The 24859-nt window shown below is 34.2% G+C and carries 28 protein-coding genes; 11 read left to right on the top strand and 17 right to left on the bottom strand.

All coding sequences use genetic code 11. The features are described 5' to 3' along the window. Nucleotides 1-61: 61 nt before the first annotated feature. A complete protein-coding gene (gene ade, locus BLT57_RS11370) occupies nucleotides 62-1687 on the bottom strand; it encodes an adenine deaminase (protein WP_091425789.1) in 1626 nt (541 codons plus the stop codon). 12 nt (nucleotides 1688-1699) lie between these two features. After that, nucleotides 1700-2965: a tRNA lysidine(34) synthetase TilS gene (gene tilS, locus BLT57_RS11375; protein WP_369825369.1), complete on the bottom strand. Its 1266-nt coding sequence runs from the start codon at nucleotides 2963-2965 to the stop codon at nucleotides 1700-1702. A 165-nt stretch (nucleotides 2966-3130) separates the two neighbouring features. Between tilS and BLT57_RS11380 the strand changes: the two genes are divergently transcribed. Then, entirely contained in the window at nucleotides 3131-3823 is a 693-nt protein-coding gene (locus BLT57_RS11380; RefSeq protein ID WP_091425793.1) for a hypothetical protein, read from the top strand. On the opposite strand, the gene BLT57_RS11385 is transcribed toward BLT57_RS11380, so the two are convergent. Next, nucleotides 3820-5073, bottom strand: a complete 1254-nt coding sequence (locus tag BLT57_RS11385) for an anthranilate synthase component I family protein (protein WP_091426777.1) — start codon at nucleotides 5071-5073, stop codon at nucleotides 3820-3822. The two genes, BLT57_RS11380 and BLT57_RS11385, sit on opposite strands and share 4 nt — an antisense overlap. Before the next feature lie 147 nt (nucleotides 5074-5220). Between BLT57_RS11385 and BLT57_RS11390 the strand changes: the two genes are divergently transcribed. Together BLT57_RS11390 and BLT57_RS11395 are read left to right on the top strand one after the other, a co-directional pair. After that, on the top strand, nucleotides 5221-6573 hold the full coding sequence (locus tag BLT57_RS11390) for a DEAD/DEAH box helicase (protein ID WP_091426778.1): 1353 nt from the start codon (nucleotides 5221-5223) through the stop codon (nucleotides 6571-6573). A gap of 23 nt (nucleotides 6574-6596) precedes the next feature. Beyond that, nucleotides 6597-7376, top strand: a complete 780-nt coding sequence (locus BLT57_RS11395) for a S1/P1 nuclease (protein ID WP_091425794.1) — start codon at nucleotides 6597-6599, stop codon at nucleotides 7374-7376. Between the two features lie 91 nt (nucleotides 7377-7467). Here BLT57_RS11395 and BLT57_RS11400 read toward each other — a convergent pair whose 3' ends face one another. The 5 genes from BLT57_RS11400 to BLT57_RS11415 all read right to left on the bottom strand — a co-directional run bounded on the left by BLT57_RS11400 (nucleotide 7468) and on the right by BLT57_RS11415 (nucleotide 10930). After that, on the bottom strand, nucleotides 7468-8295 hold the full coding sequence (locus BLT57_RS11400) for a hypothetical protein (RefSeq protein ID WP_091425796.1): 828 nt from the start codon (nucleotides 8293-8295) through the stop codon (nucleotides 7468-7470). 26 nt (nucleotides 8296-8321) lie between these two features. Then, the gene (locus BLT57_RS14145) at nucleotides 8322-8498 is read right to left on the bottom strand and encodes a hypothetical protein (protein ID WP_172827451.1); all 177 of its coding nucleotides are present in this window, start codon (nucleotides 8496-8498) and stop codon (nucleotides 8322-8324) included. Further along, nucleotides 8498-9070 carry an RNA polymerase sigma factor gene (locus tag BLT57_RS11405; protein ID WP_091425798.1) on the bottom strand — a complete coding sequence of 191 codons (573 nt, stop codon included), beginning with the start codon at nucleotides 9068-9070 and terminating at the stop codon, nucleotides 8498-8500. The genes BLT57_RS14145 and BLT57_RS11405 overlap by 1 nt, the downstream gene beginning before the upstream one ends. Before the next feature lie 172 nt (nucleotides 9071-9242). Beyond that, the gene (locus BLT57_RS11410) at nucleotides 9243-10493 is read right to left on the bottom strand and encodes an alpha/beta hydrolase-fold protein (RefSeq protein ID WP_091425800.1); all 1251 of its coding nucleotides are present in this window, start codon (nucleotides 10491-10493) and stop codon (nucleotides 9243-9245) included. 20 nt (nucleotides 10494-10513) lie between these two features. Then, nucleotides 10514-10930 (bottom strand): MotA/TolQ/ExbB proton channel family protein, encoded by a 417-nt coding sequence (locus BLT57_RS11415; RefSeq protein ID WP_091425802.1) that lies wholly within the window; start codon nucleotides 10928-10930, stop codon nucleotides 10514-10516. A gap of 189 nt (nucleotides 10931-11119) precedes the next feature. Between BLT57_RS11415 and BLT57_RS11420 the strand changes: the two genes are divergently transcribed. From BLT57_RS11420 to BLT57_RS11430, 3 genes are all read left to right on the top strand, one after another. Then, nucleotides 11120-12181, top strand: a complete 1062-nt coding sequence (locus tag BLT57_RS11420) for a sensor histidine kinase (protein ID WP_091426780.1) — start codon at nucleotides 11120-11122, stop codon at nucleotides 12179-12181. After that, nucleotides 12174-12890, top strand: coding sequence for a LytTR family DNA-binding domain-containing protein (locus tag BLT57_RS11425; RefSeq protein ID WP_091425803.1), 717 nt, complete (start codon nucleotides 12174-12176; stop codon nucleotides 12888-12890). Before BLT57_RS11420 ends, BLT57_RS11425 begins: the two co-directional genes overlap by 8 nt. A 70-nt stretch (nucleotides 12891-12960) precedes the next feature. After that, complete coding sequence (locus BLT57_RS11430) at nucleotides 12961-13551, top strand: hypothetical protein (protein WP_091425805.1); 591 nt, start codon at nucleotides 12961-12963, stop codon at nucleotides 13549-13551. Nucleotides 13552-13554: 3 nt separating this feature from the next. Here the strand turns inward: BLT57_RS11430 and BLT57_RS11435 are convergent, their stop codons facing one another. The 7 genes from BLT57_RS11435 to BLT57_RS11465 all read right to left on the bottom strand — a co-directional run bounded on the left by BLT57_RS11435 (nucleotide 13555) and on the right by BLT57_RS11465 (nucleotide 18855). Then, nucleotides 13555-14388: a hypothetical protein gene (locus BLT57_RS11435; protein WP_091425807.1), complete on the bottom strand. Its 834-nt coding sequence runs from the start codon at nucleotides 14386-14388 to the stop codon at nucleotides 13555-13557. A 42-nt stretch (nucleotides 14389-14430) separates the two neighbouring features. Next, nucleotides 14431-14838, bottom strand: coding sequence for a DUF2721 domain-containing protein (locus BLT57_RS11440; protein WP_091425808.1), 408 nt, complete (start codon nucleotides 14836-14838; stop codon nucleotides 14431-14433). A 16-nt stretch (nucleotides 14839-14854) separates the two neighbouring features. Further along, entirely contained in the window at nucleotides 14855-15178 is a 324-nt protein-coding gene (locus BLT57_RS11445; RefSeq protein ID WP_091425810.1) for a hypothetical protein, read from the bottom strand. A 78-nt stretch (nucleotides 15179-15256) separates the two neighbouring features. Continuing rightward, entirely contained in the window at nucleotides 15257-16657 is a 1401-nt protein-coding gene (gene lpdA, locus BLT57_RS11450) for a dihydrolipoyl dehydrogenase (RefSeq protein WP_091425812.1), read from the bottom strand. A 270-nt stretch (nucleotides 16658-16927) separates the two neighbouring features. Beyond that, nucleotides 16928-17698 carry a LuxR C-terminal-related transcriptional regulator gene (locus tag BLT57_RS11455; protein ID WP_091425813.1) on the bottom strand — a complete coding sequence of 257 codons (771 nt, stop codon included), beginning with the start codon at nucleotides 17696-17698 and terminating at the stop codon, nucleotides 16928-16930. Between the two features lie 46 nt (nucleotides 17699-17744). Next, entirely contained in the window at nucleotides 17745-18272 is a 528-nt protein-coding gene (locus tag BLT57_RS11460; RefSeq protein WP_231928690.1) for a CPBP family intramembrane glutamic endopeptidase, read from the bottom strand. Nucleotides 18273-18393: 121 nt separating this feature from the next. After that, entirely contained in the window at nucleotides 18394-18855 is a 462-nt protein-coding gene (locus tag BLT57_RS11465; RefSeq protein WP_091425817.1) for an Lrp/AsnC family transcriptional regulator, read from the bottom strand. Nucleotides 18856-19019: 164 nt separating this feature from the next. Between BLT57_RS11465 and BLT57_RS11470 the strand changes: the two genes are divergently transcribed. After that, nucleotides 19020-20246 carry an aminotransferase class I/II-fold pyridoxal phosphate-dependent enzyme gene (locus BLT57_RS11470; RefSeq protein WP_091425818.1) on the top strand — a complete coding sequence of 409 codons (1227 nt, stop codon included), beginning with the start codon at nucleotides 19020-19022 and terminating at the stop codon, nucleotides 20244-20246. 50 nt (nucleotides 20247-20296) lie between these two features. Here BLT57_RS11470 and BLT57_RS11475 read toward each other — a convergent pair whose 3' ends face one another. After that, nucleotides 20297-21319 (bottom strand): metal-dependent hydrolase, encoded by a 1023-nt coding sequence (locus BLT57_RS11475; RefSeq protein WP_091425820.1) that lies wholly within the window; start codon nucleotides 21317-21319, stop codon nucleotides 20297-20299. 101 nt (nucleotides 21320-21420) lie between these two features. On the opposite strand from BLT57_RS11475, the gene nhaC reads away from it, so the two are divergent. The 4 genes from nhaC (at nucleotide 21421) to BLT57_RS11495 (ending at nucleotide 24319) form a co-directional block, all read left to right on the top strand. Next, the gene (nhaC, locus tag BLT57_RS11480) at nucleotides 21421-22905 is read left to right on the top strand and encodes a Na+/H+ antiporter NhaC (protein ID WP_091425821.1); all 1485 of its coding nucleotides are present in this window, start codon (nucleotides 21421-21423) and stop codon (nucleotides 22903-22905) included. Between the two features lie 209 nt (nucleotides 22906-23114). Next, a complete protein-coding gene (locus tag BLT57_RS11485) occupies nucleotides 23115-23759 on the top strand; it encodes a peroxiredoxin (protein WP_091425822.1) in 645 nt (214 codons plus the stop codon). A 7-nt stretch (nucleotides 23760-23766) separates the two neighbouring features. Beyond that, on the top strand, nucleotides 23767-24081 hold the full coding sequence (locus tag BLT57_RS11490; RefSeq protein WP_091425824.1) for a co-chaperone YbbN: 315 nt from the start codon (nucleotides 23767-23769) through the stop codon (nucleotides 24079-24081). Beyond that, a complete protein-coding gene (locus tag BLT57_RS11495) occupies nucleotides 24062-24319 on the top strand; it encodes a hypothetical protein (RefSeq protein ID WP_091425826.1) in 258 nt (85 codons plus the stop codon). Before BLT57_RS11490 ends, BLT57_RS11495 begins: the two co-directional genes overlap by 20 nt. A 64-nt stretch (nucleotides 24320-24383) precedes the next feature. Here the strand turns inward: BLT57_RS11495 and BLT57_RS11500 are convergent, their stop codons facing one another. Beyond that, entirely contained in the window at nucleotides 24384-24857 is a 474-nt protein-coding gene (locus BLT57_RS11500; protein ID WP_091425827.1) for an ankyrin repeat domain-containing protein, read from the bottom strand. Nucleotides 24858-24859: the final 2 nt, after the last annotated feature.

Genomic DNA, 24859 nt, shown 5'->3' on the forward strand with positions numbered 1-24859 from the left:
GGTGAATTTTTAGAAAGGCTAAAGATAACCATTCTTTAACTTTCAAAATCGAAATGAAATGTTAAGACACTCCCAAAGAGGTGAACTTAAAAGTTTTACCATTAAATAAACCTTTATCACTTAATTTAAGGGAAGGAATCACCAATAAAGCCATAAACGATAAGGTCATATATGGCGCATGTAACTTACTGCCAAGTCTTTTTGCCATCATATTTAATTCGGCATAATCTCTTGCAATTGTTCTTCCATCTTGATCACTCATGATTCCTGCAACAGGCAATGGAACAATCTTTTCTTCGGAATTAGAGACCGCACAAATACCTCCTTTATTCTCAATAATAAGATTCACTGCTTTACAAATCATCTCATCAGACACCCCAACGGCAATAATATTGTGTGAATCATGTCCTACAGACGATGCAATTGCTCCAACTTTTATTCCGAAGTTCTTAATAAATGCCATTGCTGGTGCAGCATCTTTATATCTATTAACAACGGTCATCTTTAAGATATCTTTATGGGAATTAGAAATCAAATTACCGCCTTCAACAGTCACATCAGCTATGAGTTCATTAGTCACCAATTGCCCTTCTAGAGCTTCAATCACTCTTATTTTTTGACTTTCAGAAGCAACTCTAAAATCTAACGGTTCCTTAATACGGGTATTAAAGTTATTATGATTGTCAAATGGAATAGACACCAATTTAGAGTGTCCATTATCACTAACCAACTCCCCATTAATATAAGTTTGCATCACTCTGAAGCTTATTAAATCTTCAACAACGATACAATCTGCCGGCTGACCAACCTGTAACAATCCCACATCGAGATTATAATGCTCGACAGGATTAACACATGCCGCTTGTAATACTTTAAACACGTCTATCTCTTTAGCTACAGCTCTTGCACAAAGTTTATTGATATGGTCAATGATAAGATCATCAGGATGTTTATCATCGCTACAAAACATCATATGCTCGTAATGTTCTGGCAGCAAATCAATTAATGCTTCAAAATTTTTGGCCGCACTCCCCTCTCTAATAAGGATTTTCATTCCTTTTTGGAGTTTTTCTAAGCCTTCTTCATAAGTAAAGCATTCATGATCAGTTGTAATACCTGCACTTATGTATTTACTTATATCATCTCCAATAACACCTGGTGCATGTCCGTCGATTGGTTTATTATAATACTTAGCCCATTCTATTTTTTTTAAAACCTCATCATCATCAAATAGCACACCTGGATAATTCATCATTTCGGCTAGAAATTTAATATCAGGGTTGACCAATAGTGATTTAACCCCTTCTGAATCAATAATAGCACCAGCAGATTCAAAAGATGTGGCTGGCACACAAGATGGTGCTCCGAAGTTAAATTTAAAAGGCGTTTGCTTCCCGTTATTAATCATAAAGTTCACGCCATCAATTCCAAGTACATTAGCAATTTCATGCGGATCAGATACTGTTGCCACCGTACCGTGATTGACGGCAATTCTAGCAAATTCACTAGGCACCAACATAGAGCTTTCGATATGAATATGTGCATCTACAAAACCTGGTAATATAAAGCTGCTCGCATTCACTTCTTTTTCTTCGATGGCTATTATTTTTCCTTTGGAAATAGTGACTTCGCCCTTATAAATACGTTTTTCCTTAATATCGACTATTTGTCCTTGTAGTTTTTGCATAGAATGTAACTGCTATTCAATTGAAATTCTTAAGATATGCTTTGTTTGATTTATGACTTTAAATCGCTCATCTGCTCGTCTTCCAATCACCCAAACAATATTATTCTTCGAACATAATAGCCATGCGTTTTCTTTAGCGACGAGCGATAATTTTTCGTCTTTGAAATATTTACTCAATTTTTTCTTTCCATTCATGCCTAGTGGATGAAATACATCCCCTGTTTTCCATCGCCTTACAACTAAAGGAAAATCTAGCTTGTCTTTATCTACCAAAATACTTGTTTTTTGCGTTCCCGCCAAAGCATTAGCTTTATCAAAGAGTAATATTCCAGCTGGCGTTTGCACCTTATTCTCAGCATCTGATATTAATAGTTCTTCTTCTGTTTTCCGTTTAATATGAGTAAGTATTAGATGCTTTCTGTCTTTTATTAATCGGTGTGTGTCTGATAGTACTTGCTTTCCAGATTGTGCATCTAATAGTTCTAATATATCCTGCCATGCTGTAAACCCATAATCTTTGAACATTTCATAGAGGTATGCTTTCTGATTATTCACTTTTTTAAATTCGGATATTTTAAAAGTGATATGACTTTCATCTATATCAACTATAGCGCGCTTTGTCACTGCATTTAGACTTTCCTCGACAATATCAGCTGTATCATTAAGATGCGCTAGCGTAGATTTAAAACTCTCAAGCAACTCCGGATTGATCTCCTTGAGAACAGGTATTACTTGATGACGAAGTTTGTTCCGAAGATACTTATCAGACGCATTAGTACTATCTTCTTGCCATTTTAATCGGTTAAGTGTAGCATACGATTCTAAAGTTTCTCTTGAGAACGGTAAAAGTGGTCTCACAATATTCTCATTGATTTTCGGAATTCCTATTAATCCGTTAATACCTGTTCCTCTAGTTAAGTTGATTAAAAATGTCTCTAGGTTATCATCTGCATGATGTCCTGTTAAGATATAATCAAAGCCTATAGCATCTGCAAGACTATAAAACCAATTATAACGCAATTCTCGAGCTGCCATTTGAATGGACAACCTCTCCTCTGAGGCATAACTTTCGGTATCAAAACTTTCAACAAACACTTCTAATTCTAACCTATCTGCCAAATCCATGACAAATGCCTCGTCAGCATCACTCTCATCGTCACGCAAATTAAAATTACAATGTGCTAAAGTGATGTCTAGTTGTAAATCATGACATAAATGTGTTAAAACAACACTGTCTAGTCCGCCAGAACATGCCAATAGACACTTGCTATGCGCCAAGAAACGGAGTTCAGAATGTATATGGTTTTTGAACGCTTCAATCATACTTCAAATATACAATAATGCTTAACGAATTGAAGCTTATATTTTATGGGTAGCTGATAAAAATCATATTTATAATCTAAAATAACTGGTAACTTAGAAAGAAACTAAAAACTCAACCATATGAGCACTCTCAAAAAAATTCAGGACAAATCGACTCAAGACGAGTTTGATAAAAAAGTACTTTCAGCCATACAACATTTACAACCTTATGTGAAGCACCGCCTTTATGTAGCTGAGTCTACAGGAATATTACCAAAAAACATGTATCGCTCTAATGATTTAATCGATACGGCGATTTTAGAGTTATACGAAGGCGGTTATAATATTGATGACGAGTCGTTAGCCGTGAAATTAAAGCTGTTTTCATTGGTAGATAAAGATTTAGACGAATTATTTAAGAAAGAAGCATTTCATCAAAAAACCGTGAGTACTCAAACAATATTAGAAGAAGAGTTAGATGGCTTAGAAGAGTCATTTTCAGTGGATGCTGACTTGGATTTTGTTATGAAAGAAGATTTTGATGATATCTCATACGCACAAGATAATAAGCATAAGCACCTGTTCTTATATGCCGATAACAACAAATCGCTTTTAGAAACTTTTGAAATACAAGATATCTCTGCGAAGAAATCACAACAAGTCATTGGAGGCTTTTATAGCTGGTTGCCAACACAAATTGCAGGTATCGTAGATCTATACGTCTTTGGCAAACTTAGTTTTGAAGATATTTCAAAAATAAAACACATCGAAATTACTAGAATTGAACGCGTTTTTCGCGCTATTAAAAAAAGCTTTAGAAAAAATATAAATTAATGTTCTAAGACATCACGCATAGCCTTTGCTTTCACTAAACATTCTTCATATTCTTTGAACGGGTTGCTCTTTGCTGTTATGGCACTACCCACCGAATATGATATGTAGGCATTGGTTGCATTATAAAGAATACTTCGTATGACCACATTAAAATCAAAATCTCCTTCTGGAGTAAAATAACCTACGGCTCCTGAGTATAAGCCACGCTTTGTTTCTTCTAAGTCCTCAATAATATTCATCGCCGAAATCTTAGGCGCTCCGGTCATGCTTCCCATTGGAAAGGTAGTTTTAATTATGTCAACAGGATGCGTATGCTTGTCTACTTTAGAACAGACTGTTGAAATCATTTGATGCACCTGATCAAAGGTATATACCTTGCAAAGCTCTTCAACCTTAACACTACCTTTGGTTGCTGTTTTTGAGAGGTCATTACGCACTAGATCCACGATCATCACATTTTCGCTTCGTTCTTTAATATCTTCGGAAAGTAATTTTTTTAGTAAATCATCTTCAGATTTATCTACCGAACGTTTAGCTGTTCCTTTTATAGGCTGTGATGTGATTTTAGGACCTTCCTTTTTGATGTACCGCTCAGGAGTTGCCGATAGCAAATACTTATCATAAACTCTTAAAAAGGTGGCAAAAGGTGGTTTTGAAATTTCATTAAGTCTGATATATGTTTCTAAGGGTGAAATTTTAGAATTCTCAGCATAAAACTCTTGACAAAAATTCGCTTCATAAATATCCCCTCTATGAATATGGTCAAGCATTTCATTCACTTTCTCGAAGTATTCATCTTTATGAATTCTGAGTTTTATTTTAATATTATTTCCCTCGGTAGTATGCTCATCTTTTAATGTTATGTTAGGGGCAGTCATCACTTTTAAGTCTGACTCAAGCTCATCCTCAACCAAATTCAGATAATGAGTTTCTAGCGTGTTTCCTTTTAAAAAAAAGAGTTTTTTTGGTTGAAAAAAGAACAAGTCAGGAAATTGCAAACCATCATAATTATCTGACTTTAAATCCTCGATATCATTTTTTAAATCATAAGACAGATAACCAAAAATCCAATCATTGGTCGCAGATTGGTATTCTTTTAACTGATTGAAGGCATCGTAATAATCTGTTTGAAACATGGTTAGTGCTTCAACTGCTAGCACCGCATCGTATGATGTATAAAATGTATCATAATCATTACTATCCAACCATACCACCTCTTCAAACTGCTGACTCCATTTTAGGAGTTCCATTTTGAAGGTTTCTGGATTAGAAATATGCTGGGATCTTATGTGTCTCAATACGTCAACTAATGAATGACAAAGAACCGAATTAAACCTGTGATTAACAAGTATGATTTTCTGCACTAAAAAAATTACCTTTGCAGTATGGAACAACAGATCACTTTTCAGGATTTAAACCTAAACACACCTCTCTATAATGCTTTAGATGACCTAGGGTTCGAATACCCTACTCCTATCCAAGCAGAGGCTTTTAATGTAGTTGCTTCTGGAAAAGATGTGGTTGGTATTGCTCAAACTGGTACTGGAAAGACCTATGCTTACATGTTGCCCATATTGCGTCACTTGAAATATTCAACCCAAGACAATCCGAGAGTACTAATTCTTGTACCAACTCGTGAATTGGTCGTTCAGGTGGTTGATGAAATTAAGAAATTAACAGAATATATCAATGTGCGCACCTTGGGTGTTTATGGCGGCACCAATATCAACACTCAAAAACGAGCTATTTCAGAGGGTCAAGATATTATTGTAGCAACACCTGGTCGTCTATTTGATTTAGCCTTAAGTCATGTATTGCAATTGAAGTCCATACAAAAATTAGTGATTGACGAAGTAGATGTTATGTTAGATCTCGGATTTAGACATCAGTTACTTAATATTTTTGATATTTTACCTGAGCGTCGTCAAAACATCATGTTTTCAGCAACCATGACTGATGATGTAGATGAGTTGATCTCTGACTTTTTTGTCAAACCTCAACGGGTCACTATTGCTGTTTCGGGAACGCCTCTGCATAATATTGAACAACAGCGTTATAATGTTGCCAACTTTTATACCAAGGTGAATTTATTGGAGCATTTATTACATGATATTGATACATATAACAAAGTTTTGATTTTCGTAGGGTATAAGAAATTAGCCGATTTATTGTTTGATCAACTTGAAGAGCGTTTTCCAAATGAAACCTGTGTCATTCACTCTAACAAAACACAAAATTACCGTTTACGAAGCATTGAACAATTTAGGTCAGGCGAGAATCGCGTTTTAATCGCTACAGATGTCATGGCCCGCGGATTAGACATCGAGAATATTAGTCATGTCATCAATTTTGACACACCCAAGTATCCAGAAAACTATATGCATCGTATAGGTAGGACTGGCCGTGCAGAACAACAAGGGCATGCCTTAACGTTTTCATCTGAAAAAGAACTAGAGGCTATTGAAACCATTGAATCGTATATGGATAAATCAATAGACATTTTAGAGCTTCCTGAGGGTGTTGAAATTTCTAAAGAATTAATAGAAGAAGAACGTCCGCAAATTAGAGAGCGGTATAATCCTACAAAACGTAAAGATGAAGATGCTCCGGGACCAGCATTTCATGAAAAAAAGGATAAAAACAAAAAAGAAAACTTAGGTGGTTCATACAAATTTAAAATTGCGGCTAAATACAAAAAACCTAAAACTAAAGGAGACAAAAATTACAATAAAAGAAATAAGCGCAAATAATTAATTTAGCCAATCCAAAATTCATGAAATTCAAATATCTTATTATCCTACTTCTTTTCATGTGCTTTAAAGTAACCGCAAGTAATACTCCTATTTGGGGTAAAACAGGACATCGTGTTGTTGGCGTAATAGCGGACGACTATCTAAAAGCAAGCACAAAACGAAAGCTTAAAAAATTACTTCATAACGAATCGTTAGCATTGGTTTCAACCTTTGCCGACGAAATAAAATCGGATAAACGTTACGATCAATATAAAACTTGGCATTACATAAATATGCCTTTAGACGGCAGCTATGAGACCTCTGAAAAAAATCCTAGTGGCGATCTTGTTACTGGTATTGCCTTTTGTAAATCTAAAATTTTAAATGATCAAGTATCTGATGATGACAAAGCTTTTTATTTAAAACTATTAATTCATCTTATAGGAGATTTACATCAACCATTCCATATTGGATTAAAAGAAGATCGTGGTGGGAATGATTTTTATGTGCAATGGCAATCAAGAGATTCTAATATGCATAGGGTTTGGGACTCTCAAATGATTGACTCCTATGGCATGAGTTTTTCAGAATTTGCAAACAATGTTGATCATCTTTCAAAAGAGGAAATCAAAGCGATAAAAATGGGTTCTGAATTAGATTGGATTGCCGAAACTCATCTATTAACTAAAACGGTTTATGCCTCTGCCGAAAAAGCAGAAAATCTTCGGAACTCTTATTCTTATAAATATTTAGGTATTGCGAGAAAACAACTGCAAAAAGCAGGCATACGATTAGCTACACTATTAAATGACATCTTATAAAAAACCCTTTTCAAATACATGAAAAGGGCCAGCTTGAGAACCTGTCAGCGCTGGATAACGTAATCCATACGATTACCCATAACCCTAATACCTAGTCCATGATCCTTATATGACTCTCAACAATATCTTTGATTGGCACGATAAGCTTCCCGTCTTGGTTTTTTAGAACCACCGAAATATTATCTATTGCCTCAATCTCATAATTGTTATTTTGAAACTGAATTTGTTTAACAACTTCAAACGTTTTTCTGGTATAGAATGTTCTTAATAAATCTCCAACAACTTCTCGTGCTCCTAAACCGAAAGCCAAAGCGAAAGCTAATAAGAAAGCTGCAAGAATCATCGTGAGGTTACTCGTGATAATTTCAGTATTTACACCAGCTTGGTTTAAAGCCGTTATTGAAATAAAAATAAGTAGCAGAAAAAATACGACTTGACTGATCATTTTACCACCCGATAAATCCATAGATTCAAAGAATGATTTCAGTCCGTTCTTTACAAAGTTTGCAAACAGAAGACCTAGCGTAAATATAATCAAGGCTACAAATAACTTAGGAATATACCCTAAGAAGTTACTAATTTGTTCTGATATTATTTTAAGATTTAATATATCTGAAACAATAATGAGCAGCATAATATAAATGACCCATTTCACAAAAGTTGACACCACCTTTATGGTATCAAAATTGAGTTGCTTGCCTTCTATTATTTCAATTTCATTTAGTTTATCATCTAGCTTATTGGCTTTGGCCAATTTAAGCGCCTTTTTGATTAATTTAACTACGATTTTTGTAATTATCCAACCGATAATTAGAACGACAATAGCACCTACAATACTTGGGAATATTTTGGTGATTTCTAACCACATAGCCGTCAATGATTCCATAGCTATATCTTTATATGCTGTTATTTTATCCATGATTTATATTTTAATATTAATAGCTTCTAATTTTTCTCTCTTTTGCTCATTACTGTTTCTATCACATCTCCCAAATTGTACGAAAACAATTCAGCCAATTCCATAATCAGTTTTGCAATGGCGATATCATTCATGACCTTAGCTTTCAATTCCGCTGGAACTGATTTCAATGGCTTATCTATATCTCTAAAAGGATTTTCCATTATTTAAGGTTATTAGTATAAACAGTTAATAATTTATCTTTAGCGCGTTTAATTCTCATTTTTACAGCGCTTTCCCCTATACCTAAAACCATCTCAATCTCCTTTATAGAAAGGTTATCTAGATATTTTAGTAAAAGTATCATCTTCTCATCTGGTGATACAAGTTCTAATGCTTTTTTCAGCTTATCCACTCTCATATCGCTAAAATTCGTCTCGTCTTCATCTTCGGAAATATTTTCTATATCTGCGTAGTCTACTGATTGCTTTTCGAATTTTTTAGCGGTATTTCGTGTCACATAATTTACACAATGATTATAGGTAAATGCATATAACCATGTTGAAAATTTAGATTTCCCTTTAAAACTAGCCAACTTCACAAAGAGTTTTAAAAAGACATCTTGAGTAAGGTCTTTAGCTTCGTCTTCGTCTTTGGCAAAACCATAACATTTATTGTATACGAGAGTTGCAAAACGATCATACAATACTTCAAAAAGCATGGTATCATTGTTTTTCACAATAGCACTTACAAGGGCTTCGTCTGATAACTTTAAAATATCATTAGAGGGTTGCAAAAATGTTGGTTTGAATTAAAAGGTTACTATTTAAGACACAGGACAGTGACAAAGGTCACTATTTTTTTGCAAGAAATGTTAAAATTTAAGACTAATATGATCTATAGATCTGAAAATCAGATAAAAAAAGCGAACATATCTGTTCGCTTTAGATAAAGATTTTGATACTGAACTACTTTTTTAAAGCGTCTAGCTTTTCTTTATGATATAAGTTTCCACTTATTTCAAGGGCTTTTGTAAGATATTCTATTGCTTTTAAATTATCATCTTGAGACAGATAATAGTCTGCCATTGCATCATAAGCATTGGCACTTTGCGGATAATACTTAAGCGCCATGCTAAAAAATAACAATGCTTTTTCAGGTTGTCCCATCTGTAAATTCATATAACCATATCCATTAAACAGCTCTTCGATCATTGGTGGTGATTTGTAGCCAAAATTTTTAGTGTAAATAACTTCTTGCGCATTCAACAATGCACGTAAATCCTGAACAGAAGTATCTGGATTATTATATTTCTGCGGATATTTAAATTGAAACCATTGAAATAGAGATACAAGTCCATCACGCATAGCAGGTAATGGCACAGTACCGTGTAAATCTTCAGGATACACTTTGTATACAACATTCAATTTATTTTGCTGTTGAGCAGACGCGTACTGAGAAAATTCAAGAATTGAACGTGCAAATAAGCTAAACTCAGAAGTATCTTCCATGAGGTTATCTATGGTTACTGAAGCATCTTGCATGTTCAGTTGTTCTGCCGCCAAAGCAACAAACAAACCTTTGCCATCGAAGTTTTTGGCCTTTAATATCTCTTTTGCTTGAATTAATAGTTTTTGATTATCCCACTCTATACTTGGATCGATGGCGATATAATTAGTAAAAAGATGTGAATGATGCAATAAGGTATTAATTGTAAACAAACCAGCATAAGAGTGTCCAATTAATGTGCGGTAGCTAGACGTTTGAAATGTTTTATCAATGTAAGGCATTAAATCGCTTTCAATAAATGCGGTGAACTTTTCAGCTCCTCCACTTTCTGTTTGCATTTCACTGCCACGACGTGTTTCTATTTTTGAAATTGTTAAATCACGGGTTCTATGAATCCTGTTTGATATTCCAACTAAAATCATTTGTGGCAAGTAATGTCCCCAATAATTATTATAAACCACTTCTAAATTTGATTGTAAAGAAAAACCATCTAACACATAGATAACTGGATATTTTCTATCACTTTTCGGATTATAACTTTCGGGCAATTTCACCCAAAAATGACGATAGCTATCTAAAGTTTTTGAATATATACTGTCTACCACTTCACTTTCTACTTGCTGAAACTCATTTGGATGAGTTTGAGCGTAAATGGATTCATTCGAAAGCATTATTGATAAGACTATTGTAAGGTATAAGGCTTGTTTCATGATGTGTTTCAGTTTAAAAATTACGCTTCATTTGTCTTTAGTATCGATCTTAAAACAAGAATTCCAATTCGAGCCACAACAAAACTAAAAAGGCCGAAAGTGGCAGTTAGTAGAGATGTTTTTAATCCACCAGCGAATATAGAAGGATCCGGATTGCCTAAAGCCTCAATAGAATCAAAGGCTGATATTAAGCCTAATACAGATCCCAAAAAACCCATAACCAATCCTAATAAGCTAGAATCTACAGTTAAGCTCAGCATTTTTTGAGCAGCTGAATTATTTTTTTTAACACTACTAAAACCTTTCGCAAGAAAAAACAGCGACGCTAACAAGCATATTAATATCAGTGTCATAAACAAAGGACCTCCATCCATAAAAATATTCAATGTAATTGATTGGCTAATAAGCCCCGTAACCGTCAGCGATAATGTGTTCATATATTTTATTTTAGTTAAACATAGTCAAACATAACACCAAAATTCTCTTTTTTTTGAATTATGCGACCAGCGACCATTTTTCATCTGGATTTAGCATGGATGTCAAAAAGCTTACTAAATTGGTTGTTCGTCTCTAATTCACGCTGGTCCCTAAAAAAATATAGTATTATTGTAATTAGGATATCACATATGTTTACGAAGCAATTTATATTAAAGAAAATAGGACACGCACTTTTGCAAATAGTCTTTTGGGTTGGTGTATTGTTTTTTTATACGTATTTCTTTGGAGTAAATAGCGTAAGATATGATGATACTTTACTCTTTTCTTTGTGTTTAATGCCTACAACCATTGCTACAACTTATGTATCGACCTATAAATTAATTCCAGATTATTTAATTACCAAACAATATTGGCTCTTTGCTATTTATAGCGCATATACGTTTATTATTTCAGTGTATCTATTGATGGTTTCTATCTTTTTTAGTCTCATTTACATCTCAAATTTCGAGTATGCTGATATGAATCCTGCCACAAAAAACATCATTTTTATTTGCACTGCAGTTTATTTAGTCGTCGTTGTGGTAAGTGCATTTAAATTGCTTAAACTAAATCTTGAGCAAGCTTCAAAAACAAAATTATTAGAAACTAAAATATTAGACACGCAGCTCAAGCTAAAAGAGCAAGAGCTCAATTATTTGAAGATGCAAATTCATCCGCATTTCTTATTTAATACGCTAAACACAATGTATGGTTTTGCTTTAAAAAAAGCCGATCAAACACCTGATATGATTCTTAAATTGTCTAATTTGTTAGATTATCTCTTGTACCAATCTGAAAAACCTTTCGTTTTACTTTATGAAGAAATTGAGCATATTAAGGATTATATCGCTTTAGAGAAAATGCGATTTAACGATACATTACAAGTTGATTTTGATATTAATACCTCTACGGAAACTATTACCATTGCTCCGATGCTATTACTTCCATTTATTGAAAATAGCTTTAAACATGGAAGTATTATTGATGGTAAACTTAAGATTGATATTCAACTAACTGCCAATTCAAATTCTATTGATTTTAGTATTCAAAATTCATATTCTGGGAACAATGATTTAAAACATGGTATTGGATTAGACAATATAAAAAAGCGCTTGAGCTTGTTATATGCAGATCAGTATAATCTTGAAATCACATACGAAAACGCTATTTTTTCCATTCAACTTCATTTAAAAATAGTTAATCATGACTAAAAATCAGACCATTTCCTGCTTAATTGTAGATGATGAAGCCATTGCAAGAGATATCATTTCTGCTCATCTATCTCATTTTGATACTATTAAAATTATTGGTCGTTGCGCCAATGCTTTGGAAGCTTTTGACTTCATAAATAAACATGATATTGATTTGGTGTTTTTAGACATCAATATGCCTGAAATCTCAGGAATTTCTTTTGCCAAATCTATAAATCCACAGATAAAAGTCATCTTTACAACAGCTTATAGAGATTATGCTGTAGAGGGCTTTGAACTGAGAGCTGTTGACTATTTATTAAAGCCTATTTCTTTTGACCGTTTTGAAAAAGCGCTCAATTCGTATTACAGTCTGCAAAGTAATCGTGTTCAACCCCAAACTGCAAACACCAACAATTCTGACTTTATGTTTGTACGTTCAGAACGCAAGATGATCAAGATTGATTATAACACCATTATATATATAGAGAGTTATAGTGACTATCTTAAAATTCATTTGCAAGATTCTATAATAATCACTAGAGAGACTATTAGTGCTACCGAAGCCAAATTACCGAAACAGCAATTTTTAAGGATACACAGATCATTTATTATTGCCCTAGCACATATTCAATCCTTCACACATGAACATATCACGATTAATGATATTGCATTACCTATGAGCAGAAGTTATAAAAAAGAAGTACTGGCACATTTAGAGAAATTTTAAATGATGCTCAATAATCTATTAAACTAAACGTTAAACAAATAATTATTATTTTTGTTTAAATACCTACTTAATGAAAGCTAACCTACGTGACTCCATACCGAATCTCGAGCCCTTTGACTATAGTCAACATTACGACTCTCTGTTTATTAATCATAAATGGATTTTAGTGAATGGTATTGCAGAAAAAAAATCAATTTACACATTTAGAAATAATAATATTTTAGAGATCTATAGGAAAGAATCTCTTATTGAAACTACTTGGACTCGCGATGTAGATAATGTATTCTCTATTGAAACTGAAGATGGACTCATCACAGTAAAAGCCTATTTTAAAGATGATGATGTGCTTGTACTCCATCACCAAAACAAGGAAGAATTTGCCCTTTTCATTAATACAACACAATATTCGGAGGAGGTCAATTCTGTAGCTGATGTGCAAAACTTTCTAAAAATTAAGTACAAACAGAAAGTGACCAAATTGATTTACGGACATGAATTCTACTATATCGAGAAGTCTAAAGAATTCGGACCATTTACGGTTGAAGAACTTTCAGAGAAGGTCAACTCTAAGAAGATAAGCATGTATTGCTTTGTTAGGGATATCAACGAAAGTGATTATAGAAAACGCTTGAGGATAAGAGATTTAATTCAGGAATTATAGACTTTAATTTGATTTGTACAAATCATACTTCGCCAGTTCAATAACAACAATAGCCTCCCATTTTTCTTGAATATCTTGTTTTGACCCGCTCTGTGTTTCGGCATCATATTGGTCCTGCTTAAACTCTAACTCACTTGAAATTTTATCAAATATAAGTTTGGCCTCACGCAATTTATTACTGTTTATTTTGGCATCTGAAAATGCCTTTCTCAACTTTCTAGTATAAATTTCAGTTAAGTCAAAATGAATTTGCTCATGACGCAAGACATAATCGTTTCTTCCTTTTGCAAGCACCCAACTTTGATAGGTACTAAAAACACTTTGAACATACAACTTTCCATCTTTGAAGAGATTTCTAGCCGACTCATAACTAAATCCAGAATTCGTAACCGCCAACGCATTTGGAAAATTTAGTATATCTGGCTCCCCTTTAAAGTCGTCCCAAGTTAATTTTCTATCTTGAGTCCATTCAATCTGCGATTCATAGGCTTGGGGATTTTCTACTTTATAGATGGTTGCCCATAAGCGGTGACAAGTACTCCAATTGTCTGGTCTTTTGTGCTTTGTGATTTTAATGAGATTGGCACCTGAAGCTCGTGCCATTTTTTTTAGACTTTGTATATTTTGATAATAGGAGCAATTTTCAGAAAGGCCAGAATCTGTTGCTTGGAGTTCCCCTACTTTGGAAACCGGTATAGATTGGTCATCAATAATATCTAAAACCACAATTACCTCTTTCCCAGATAATAGCGGCAATGTAGTTGTGATATTGCTTTTGAGTTTTGGTGCGCAGGATAATAACATAAAAATAAAAGCGCTTACTAATAATTTCTTCATTACAATTTCAATAGGTTACGAATTGAATCATTCACATTAAATTTATTTTTTCTTCAAATGGCTTTCAATATCTTTTAAATGGAGACTTAAGGCATGTATTGAAATTTGTATTTCTTTAACTAAAAGTGCTAAAGACAGAATTAACAATACTAAGGCCACACCAAATATCCAAACTGCTAGCACATGATAATCAATGTAAATTAAAAACATTGTCAACACACATAACAATAAACTGGAAATTCCTAAAATTTGCATCCATCTTGTGAGATTCAGTCTTAGTTTTAGATTTTTAATTTGCTGAATCAAAGACTCATCCATCTTTTCCAGGTACTTATCATGTAAATTTCTAATCACAGCTGCATACGCTAAAAACCTATTGGTATAGGCCAGCATAATTAATGATATCGCAGAAAATAATAAAGCAGGTGTTGTGAGTGTGAGTTCTTCCATAGAAGGTCTAATGTGTTTATTTAGGTTTTAGAGTCATTACAAAATTGTAACTCTCATTGAAATAATCTACCAATAGCTGAGTATCGCAGAGTAAATGTTCAGGCACTTTTACATAATCGCGCATTACTGCACCATACGATTTGTATTCGGTGGCATTATACTTTTCCTTAAATTCTCTTTGTGATTCTTTTGATAACCGAATTCCAATTTCAGCATCTTTATTAAGTAAGGTAAACATATATCCATTAGCAGAAGTATAAATCATATTCTTACCTTTTCGGTCAAAATTTGGGCATTTTGCTACGATGCTATCATAAAGTTGTAATTGTGCTTCCCACATGAGCCTTACTATTAATAAGAACTAAAGTTACAAAAAAAGCGAACTCGAGAGTTCGCTTTTTGTTAGTGTTATCGTCTTTTACACGTGTAATGCTCTATCATCAGTAGCCGCAAGAGCCGCTTCTTTTACAGCTTCTGCAAATGTTGGATGCGCGTGTGACATGCGTGAAATATCTTCGGCAGATGCTCTATATTCCATTGCGACAACAGCTTCAGCAATCAAATCGGCACAACGTGCACCAATCATGTGAACGCCTAAAACCTCATCGGTTGTTTTATCAGCTAATATTTTCACAAACCCATCCAAATCACCTCCTGCTCTAGCGCGACCTAAGGCTCTAAATGGAAACTGCCCAGCTTTATATTCTATACCAGCTTCTTTTAATTCTTCTTCGGTTTTGCCTACAGCTGCAACTTCTGGCCATGTATAAACCACACCAGGAATTAAGTTGTAATCAATATGCGGTTTTTGTCCAGCTAAAGTTTCAGCAACAAAAACACCTTCCTCTTCAGCTTTATGGGCTAACATGGCACCTTTAATTACATCTCCAATCGCATAAATATTACTTACGTTAGTTTGTAAGTGCTCATTAACGTCTATTTGTCCTCTCTCATTTAATTTTACACCTGCTGCTTCCGCATTTAAACCCTCTGTATGAGGTCGGCGTCCAACAGACACTAAACAGTAGTCACCTTTAAATTCTACCACTTCGCCTTTTTTGTTTTCAGCTTTTACGATGACTTCATCACCTTTGCGCTCAACGGACTGAACTTTGTGAGACATCATCATTTTAAACTTCGCCTTTTTAAAGACTTTATTTAATTCTTTCGATAGCCCTGCATCCATTGTAGGTAAAATTCTGTCCATGTACTCGATAACCGTCACCTCTGCTCCTAATCTTCTATATACTTGACCGAGCTCCAGGCCAATCACACCACCACCAATAATGATCATGTGCTTAGGGATTTCTTTAAGTTTTAAAGCCTCAGTAGATGTGATAACACGTTCTTTATCTAAAGTGATAAACGGTAAGTTTGATGGTTTTGAACCTGTAGCGATAATGATATTTTTCGCTTCAATCTCTCCTGCATCTTTGCCGTCAATCTTAATATGGGTTGCGTCTTTGAAACTTCCTAAACCTTCGTAGACATCGATATTATTTTTCTTCATTAGGAAATCAATACCACCTGTAGTTTGATCAACAACCGCCTGTTTGCGTCCAATCATTTTTTCAAGATTGACTTTGATATCGCCAGGAATCTCAATACCATGCTCTTCGAAATGTTTGGTTGCTTCTTCATAATGATGAGAAGATGCTAAAAGAGCTTTACTTGGGATACATCCCACGTTTAGACATGTCCCTCCAAGTGTCGAATATTTTTCAATTATTGCAGTTTTCATGCCTAATTGCGCACAACGAATCGCTGCTACGTATCCACCAGGACCAGAACCTATTATTGCTACATCGTATGATTTCATAAGAAAAAAGTTATCAGATTAACAGATACAAAAATACAATTTTGATTGACTAACACCTCATGAAAAATAACGTTTTTTAGTCCTAAAACAGAAATTCTCAAATCAATATTGATGTCTATATAATTACGAAAAAAAGTGCCCGCATGAATCAATGACAATCCTACTGCAAACACTTTTTTGTAAATCCCCTAAGAATTAATTAATAACATGTAAATATCTATTTTAACAAATTAAAATGCAATACTCAATTTGAGTAATTTTAATAGTTGCTTAAAGCAAGTTTGTATTCATTTTTAACATACCTACAAGTTCTCCTGTAGAGGAGATATTGAGCTTTTTCAAGATATTTCTGCGATGTGTATCTACGGTATGTGAACTTATATTAAGTTTTTCAGAAATCTCTTTACTACTAAAATCTAAAACTAAAAGTCTAATGACATCTCTTTCTCTATTGCTCACACCCTTACTTATTAATTTTTGTGAGTAATTATTAAAATAAACAGTTTCGTATTCATTTTGACTATTTAGTATTTTTGCAGATGCAGTGATTTCCATTTTAAGACTAGGGTGCAAAACCGTGTAATGCGCCAGTCCGATGATGGGTTTCCCTTCTGTATCAAATGCTAATGGTGTTGTATTTTGAACGATATTCACATAAATACCATCAGCATTTTTAAATCTAAAATTCCAGGTGTAATTTGTACGTTCTCTTTTATCAAGTGAAATCTCACTTAGCGTAAATTCCATGAGTTGATTTAACGCTGAGAGCCACCCTTCAATATCATCTGGATGAATTCTACTCCAAAAATAGCGCATACCATTAGTCTTTAATTCGGCTGGTTCTAATCCCAAACAAGCCTTAAAATTTTTACTGATATACTCAAAAGTTAAATCCTGAGTATTGGTGACACAAAAAAAGGTAGAACTATATGGCAATACTTTATCCAGTTCTATAATTTTTTGAATATGTTCTTTCAGTAAAGGTTTGTCGTAGGATGCAAAAATAGATTTGTAGAAGTCTTTAATTCGATGGTATTTCATAGCAAAATAAAAATGTTTTAGAGCGCTTTAAAAATACAAGTTTTTTTTAACTAGGAAACCCTAACATATTACCCATCCCAACAGTAAATAACCATGAGCCATAAATGGCATGTTCGATAGTGACTAATAGTGTTGATTGCGTGCGTTTATAGGTGTATGCAAAAAGCAGTCCACCAACAAAAGTTAAGATCATCACTAACCCATTTCCGAAGAAAATATGCGCTAATGAAAACAGTGTGGCATTGAATACTATAAAGAGGTATTTATTTTTAAACAACGATTGATAACGTTCAAAAAAGAAAGTTCTATAAATCAATTCTTGTGGATATACTGAAAATAAGCTGTAAACAAATAGAATGATAATCCATAGCAATGGTTTATTTATAATGACATTGAATAGATTGGATGGATCCACAAACCAGGTATACATTGTTGTTAAAACAATGATTCCTATCAGTTGGATACTCATACGTTTCATAAAATGGGTCCAATTAAGATGTGAAGCTACTTTAAATTTTTTTCGTTCAATACGCAAAAGCACAAATACAACATACACAAAGCCAAGTGTACCCATCAACATTTTAATCCATAAAGGAAATTTGAGTAAAAAACTTATTGGGATTAGGATAAAAGCTATAAAAAGCTCTGTTAGTTTATAAAGGGTTGATTGCATCATTAAATATCGTCAATTCTAATTATAACATTATCGCTGTCGTATGCTTTACTTCGTTGATCACAAAAGCACTTTGGGTGCTTCCAATGTGACTAATTGTCGTTAGTTTTTTTACCATGAATTCTCTAAATTCGTCCATATCTGCAACAATGACTTTAAGTAGGTAATCATAATCACCACTAATGTGATAGCATTCTAAGACTTCATCCAATTTAGCGACTTCCATCTCAAACTTTACAACATAATCTTTACTGTGCTGAACCAGTTTAATACTGCAAAAGGTTACGAAGGCCTTATCTATAACTTTCTTATTAATTAAGGCGACGTATTTCGATATAATACCTTCCCGCTCAAGCTTTTTTATACGTTCATACACCGCAGTGACCGAAAGGTTTAATTTATTTGATAATTCTTTATTGGTTTGTTTACTGTCCTCTTGTAGAAAACAGATTAATTTTTTGTCTATAGCATCAAGTTGTGGCATTGGAAAAATTTTCAGTTTAATGATTTGAAACGAACACTTCAAAATAAATATAACTACTATTACCACAATATATAGATTTATTATCTAATTTTCATCTTACTCATTGTTATATTATCTAATAAGACCGATATTTGATGTGACATTAACTAATTACCAATATTAAAATGGCTTTTAAACCCGCTAATAGCATACAAGACTTACAATATTTTGGAGAATTTGGAGGTGTAAACCCTTCAATTTCAGATTCATCTACCTATACGTTTATTTCGGCAAAAACAATGTTTGACACCTTCGAAGGTAATGCAGATGGCTGCTATTTATACTCACGTCATTCATCACCATCAAACCTTTATTTAGGGGAAGCTCTAGCCGCAATGGAAGGCACCGAAACCGCCAATGTATCGGCTTCAGGTATGGGCGCTATTACGCCAGTATTAATGCAACTTTGTGGTGCAGGAGATCATATTGTTTCAAGTCGCACAATTTACGGTGGAACTTATGCATTCTTAAAAAACTTTACACCTCGATTTAATATTGAAACCTCTTTTGTAGACATTACAAAACTTGAGGTCGTTGAAGCAGCGATAACAGAAAACACCAAAGTACTATACTGTGAATCTGTTAGTAATCCTTTACTAGAAGTTGCCGACATTGAAGGATTGGCAGAAATCGCTAAACGTCATAACCTTAAATTAATTGTTGATAATACCTTTTCGCCTTTATCTATTTCGCCTGCAAAATTAGGAGCTGATGTGGTGATTCATAGTCTTACAAAGTTTATTAATGGTTCTAGTGATACTGTTGGAGGTGTTGTTTGTGGTACACAAGAATTTATTGATGCTCTCAGAAATGTGAATGATGGTGCTTCTATGCTATTAGGATCTACAATGGATAGTTTACGAGCTGCTTCGGTACTTAAAAACTTAAGAACACTGCATATTCGTATGCAACAGCATAGTTTAAATGCCTCATATTTAGCTGAAAAATTTGAACAAGACGGATTAACAACAGTGTATCCAGGCTTAGTATCTCATCCTTCTCATGAGTTATTTAAAACCATGATGAATGAAAAATACGGGTTCGGAGGTATGCTTACCATTGATGTTGGTTCAATTGAAAAAGCAAACCAGCTTATGGAAATGATGCAAGAAAAAAACTTAGGCTATCTTGCTGTAAGTTTAGGATTCTACAAAACCTTATTTTCTGCACCTGGCAGTTCTACCTCTTCGGAAATTCCTGAAGACGAGCAAGAAGCTATGGGATTAAGTGATGGCTTGATTCGTTTTTCAATAGGTTTAGACGCTGATATTGAACGCACGTATCAAATGATGCGCGAGTGCATGGAAAACTTAAATATACTTGACAGTCATACAGAAACTGTCGGAGCTTAAACATTTATATGATAATTCTGAAGCCTTTTAAAACATCTTTAAAAGGCTTTTTACATGCCTTTTAGGCGTTTCCAAAGTGCTGATATCGTAAATTTAAAATCATCCATTTCAGGCGCAAAAGGTGTCATATTTAGGCGGTCTTCCTCTTGATATAATTTCAGATTAAAAATAGCTTTGTAACCATCTCGCGTCTCTACTAATGGATATCTCAAATCTTTATACAAGAAATCGCCATCGTCAAGTCGTTCTACGTTAAAATAATTATTGCTAAACCATGTTAGTTGTTTCAAATCAGGGAATTCTTCTGTTTTTAAATCCCGGATCTTAGGAATCACTTGCCATTCTGTGAAGAAATCGGAAGTGTCAAATAGCGAATAATAGGCAACATGATAAGACCTATCAGTTTCAGCAATACCAAACCATAATACATTATTCAGAATAGAGGGTTGTGTGCTAAAACGTTCATAGGTAATACCGTTTTCTGATAAAGATGATTCAAAAACAGAATCGATATATATTTTATTAATCACCGTTATTATCAGGTACACCGAACTCAAGCCAAACCCTAACTTCAGCCATAGCTTACGTTTGTAATTTTGTCTATTAAAAAACATGACCATAATTATACTTACTAAAAATGGTATCGTATACAAGGGATCTGCGACAGCAATATTATTAAGAGCTACTCGATAATTACTAAAAGGGGCAAAAAGTTGCGTCCCGTATGGCGTAAAACAATCTAAAATAGGATGCGTAAACAGTGCCAAAAAAAATAAAAGCATCCAGTCCTTTTGAGTTGTGGTATCCAATCGTTTTTTGGTATTGTATAGCTTATGAACTAACCATCCTAATAATAATGACGCAAGTGCTGCGAATAAAATAGAATGCATAAACCCTCTATGAAAGAGCATGGCATCAATTTCATTACCGTACATCAAATTACCAACAAGTACATCTAAATCTGGAATGGTTCCACCAATAGCTCCATAGAGCAATGCTTTATTGCCAATCTTCTTCCCTAATACAGCTTCTCCACAAGCGGCACCTAAAACAATTTGAGTTAATGAATCCATATTATGATTGACTATTAAATTGCAAAAATACGCAACTCTACTGATTTGCAGAATCACTAACAATATCGTAACATTACAAATCAAATTTAACCAAAACACATATGGAAAGCCAAAACATCAAACCAAGACAACCACAGGATGAAAATATTATTGAAAACAAGGAATTAAACATCTGGGAAGCTCTTATACCTGTATTTGCTCTTGTTGCCATGTTATTTTACAATGTCTTTTTTGTATTTGGTGATGATGCCTTAAGTGGAAGTAATCAGTTTATTCTTTTATTAGGCGCTGCGGTAGCAGCGATTGTAGGATTCTATAATAAGGTGACTTATCAACAAATGATGGACGAGGTTGCTGAAAACATAAAATCCACAAGTGGCGCACTCCTCATATTACTTATGGTAGGTGCTCTGGCCGGTACTTGGCTAATAAGCGGAATTATACCCACAATGATTTATTATGGGCTACAAATATTAAATCCTACAATTTTTCTTGCAGCATCTGTTGTCATTTGTGCAATCATTTCGATTGCCACTGGGAGTTCTTGGACAACATCGGCAACAGTGGGAATTGCTTTAATTGGCATAGGCGACACCTTAGGCATTTCTTTAGGAATGACTGCTGGAGCAGTGCTTTCTGGCGCTTATTTTGGGGATAAAATGTCTCCACTAAGTGATACAACAAATTTAGCACCCGCAATGGCTGGAGCCGAATTATTTGCACATATAAAGTATATGGCCTTAACTACGGTCCCAACTATAGTCGTTACCTTATTGGTGTTTATTATTATAGGATTGAATATTGACACTACGGGAACTCCTGATATCTCAGATAAATTGGCAGCCATTGATAGTGCTTTTAATATCAGTCCTTGGTTATTTTTAGTACCAATAGCGGTCATTTTATTAATTATTAAAAAAACACCACCATTAATTGCATTATTGGTGGGAACACTTTTAGGTGGCTTTGCAGCTATTATTGCGCAACCGGATATTGTTATGACAATTGCAGGTAGTGATAGGTTAACCTTCGAATCAGCTTACAAAGGTGTTATGAATGCCATGACTGTGAATGTCTCAGTAGACACAACTAGTGTTGAATTAAATGATTTATTTTCCTCTGGCGGGATGAGCGGTATGTTAGGAACCATTTGGTTAATCATTTGCGCTATGGTTTTTGGAGGTGTGATGGATGCAATTGGCGCATTATCCAGAATAAGCAAAGCATTACTCAGCTTAGCTACAAGTACATTTGGACTATTCGCGAGTACTGTGGCGAGCTGTCTGGCTTTAAATGTTACTGCTTCTGATCAATATTTGGCTTTAGTAGTTCCTGGAAAAATGTTTAAAAAAGCTTATGAAGACAAAGGACTCGCTCCAGAGAATTTAAGTAGAACACTTGAAGATTCAGGAACGGTAACTTCCGTGCTTATCCCTTGGAATACTTGTGGAGCATATCAATCTGGTGTCTTAGGCGTCCCAGTAGCCGATTATTTTTTCTACGCTATTTTCAATTGGCTTAGTCCTTTTACAACATTGCTCTTTGCTGCGTTCTCAATTAAAATAAAACAACTAAAAGCTAAATAACGAGGTTCATAATTTTTGAATATAATACTTAACAGATTGTTACTTTAGAGTAACTTTTATTAAAACATTGTCAAAAATTCGCACGCTTATTTGACACCATTTTATAATACTATCATTTTATAATTTAATATAATTAGTTCCTATTCATAACACCCTAACTTTAGAAGTAATTTTGCGGTAAACATATATGAACAACTTAAATTATAATTATGACATTAGTAGGTAAAAAGTTTCCAAATTTAAATGTAGACGCCATGAACGATATGGGTGACACGTTCAAGCTTAACATTCTTGAAGAAGCTATAAATAATAAGAAAAAAGTATTACTATTCTGGTATCCAAAGGATTTCACCTTTGTGTGCCCAACAGAATTACACGCATTTCAGGAAGCTATAGGTGAATTTGAAAAAAGAAACACTTTGGTAATAGGTGCATCATGTGACACTCCTGAAGTACACTTTGCTTGGTTAAATACTGCAAAAGATAATGGAGGCATTGAAGGTGTGACTTATCCAATTCTTGCTGATTCGAACAGAAATCTAGCATCTACACTAGGTATCTTAGATATTACAAATGAAACATACAACGAAGAAACTGGTGTTGTAATGGTTGAAGGTGATAATGTCACTTACAGAGCCACTTACATTATTGATGAAGACGGAACTGTAGTACATGAAGGTATTAATCATATGCCATTAGGAAGAAATGTAAACGAATTTTTACGTCTAATTGATGCTTATACTCACGTTCAAGAAAAAGGAGAAGTTTGTCCTGCGAATTGGGAAGAAGGAAAAGAAGCCATGAAGCCAAATGCTAAAGGCACGGCTGAGTATCTTGCAGCACACTTAAACTAAGACGATTATGATAAAAGAACTAGAACAAGATAACTTATCAGAAGTTATTTCTCAAAATGACACAGTGATTGTTCAATACTCTGCCGGTTGGTGTGGAAACTGTCGAATTATGAAACCCAAGTTTAAAAAGTTAGCTACGGAAAATGAAACGATCACCTTTATAATGGCTGATGCTGAAAAATTCCCGGAGTCTAGACAACTAGCAACTGTTGATAATTTACCCACCTTTGCTACGTTTAAAAATGGTGATTTTGTAAATCAAACCCAAACCAATAAGTTTGATGTTTTAAAAGATTTAGTCAATGAAGTTACCAGTAATTAAACATTTATCTCAGTTTATCGAAGATAATGATGAAGACTATTTAGTTGAAACCATTGAGACCCTAGAAAACCTTACAGAAGTACCATCATTAAAAGATGAAGAACTCGATGTCATAGGTGAGCTCATCTCAAATATGTATGGTGCTATTGAAGTACACAACATGGTAAAAAATGGTACCCCTAAAAAGGAAGCCCTTAATTCGTTTATGCAACGTGTTATGGGTTCTATCGATAACTAATTAAGATAACATAAGTCAAACAAAAAACCACTTCAGATATTGAAGTGGTTTTTTAATTTATAACTTACACCTTGAGCCATTCTATGAGGTGACTCAACCCTTTTTCTACGGCGTAATCATAAGCTGTTTTTCCTTGATTATCCCTTAAAACTTTACTCGCCTGATTCTTAGTTAATAACTTCACCATATTTTCCTTATTATACATGGTTGAATAGATTAAAGGCGTAGTTCCTAAACTGTTTTGAGCGTTAACATTTGCGCCATGTTTGATCAATAACTTAGCGATTCTGTCATTTCCTTTAAAACTAACACCTATTAAGGCTGTGTTGCCTGAGGCGTCAGTAGCATCAACCTCAGCATTATACTCTAGCAAAAGCTGTGTCACAGTTTCATTATCAAAATATGTTGCGAAGATTAATGGTGTAAAACCGCGTGAATCTTTTGAATTCACCAGATCTGGATTCCTATTCAACTGTGCTTTAAGATGATCCATTTTTCCAGACTGTAGTGTTCTAAAAAATAATTCTTGCTCATTCATAC

It is taken from the genome of Formosa sp. Hel1_31_208 (assembly GCF_900104785.1).
GTDB lineage: Bacteria > Bacteroidota > Bacteroidia > Flavobacteriales > Flavobacteriaceae > Psychroserpens.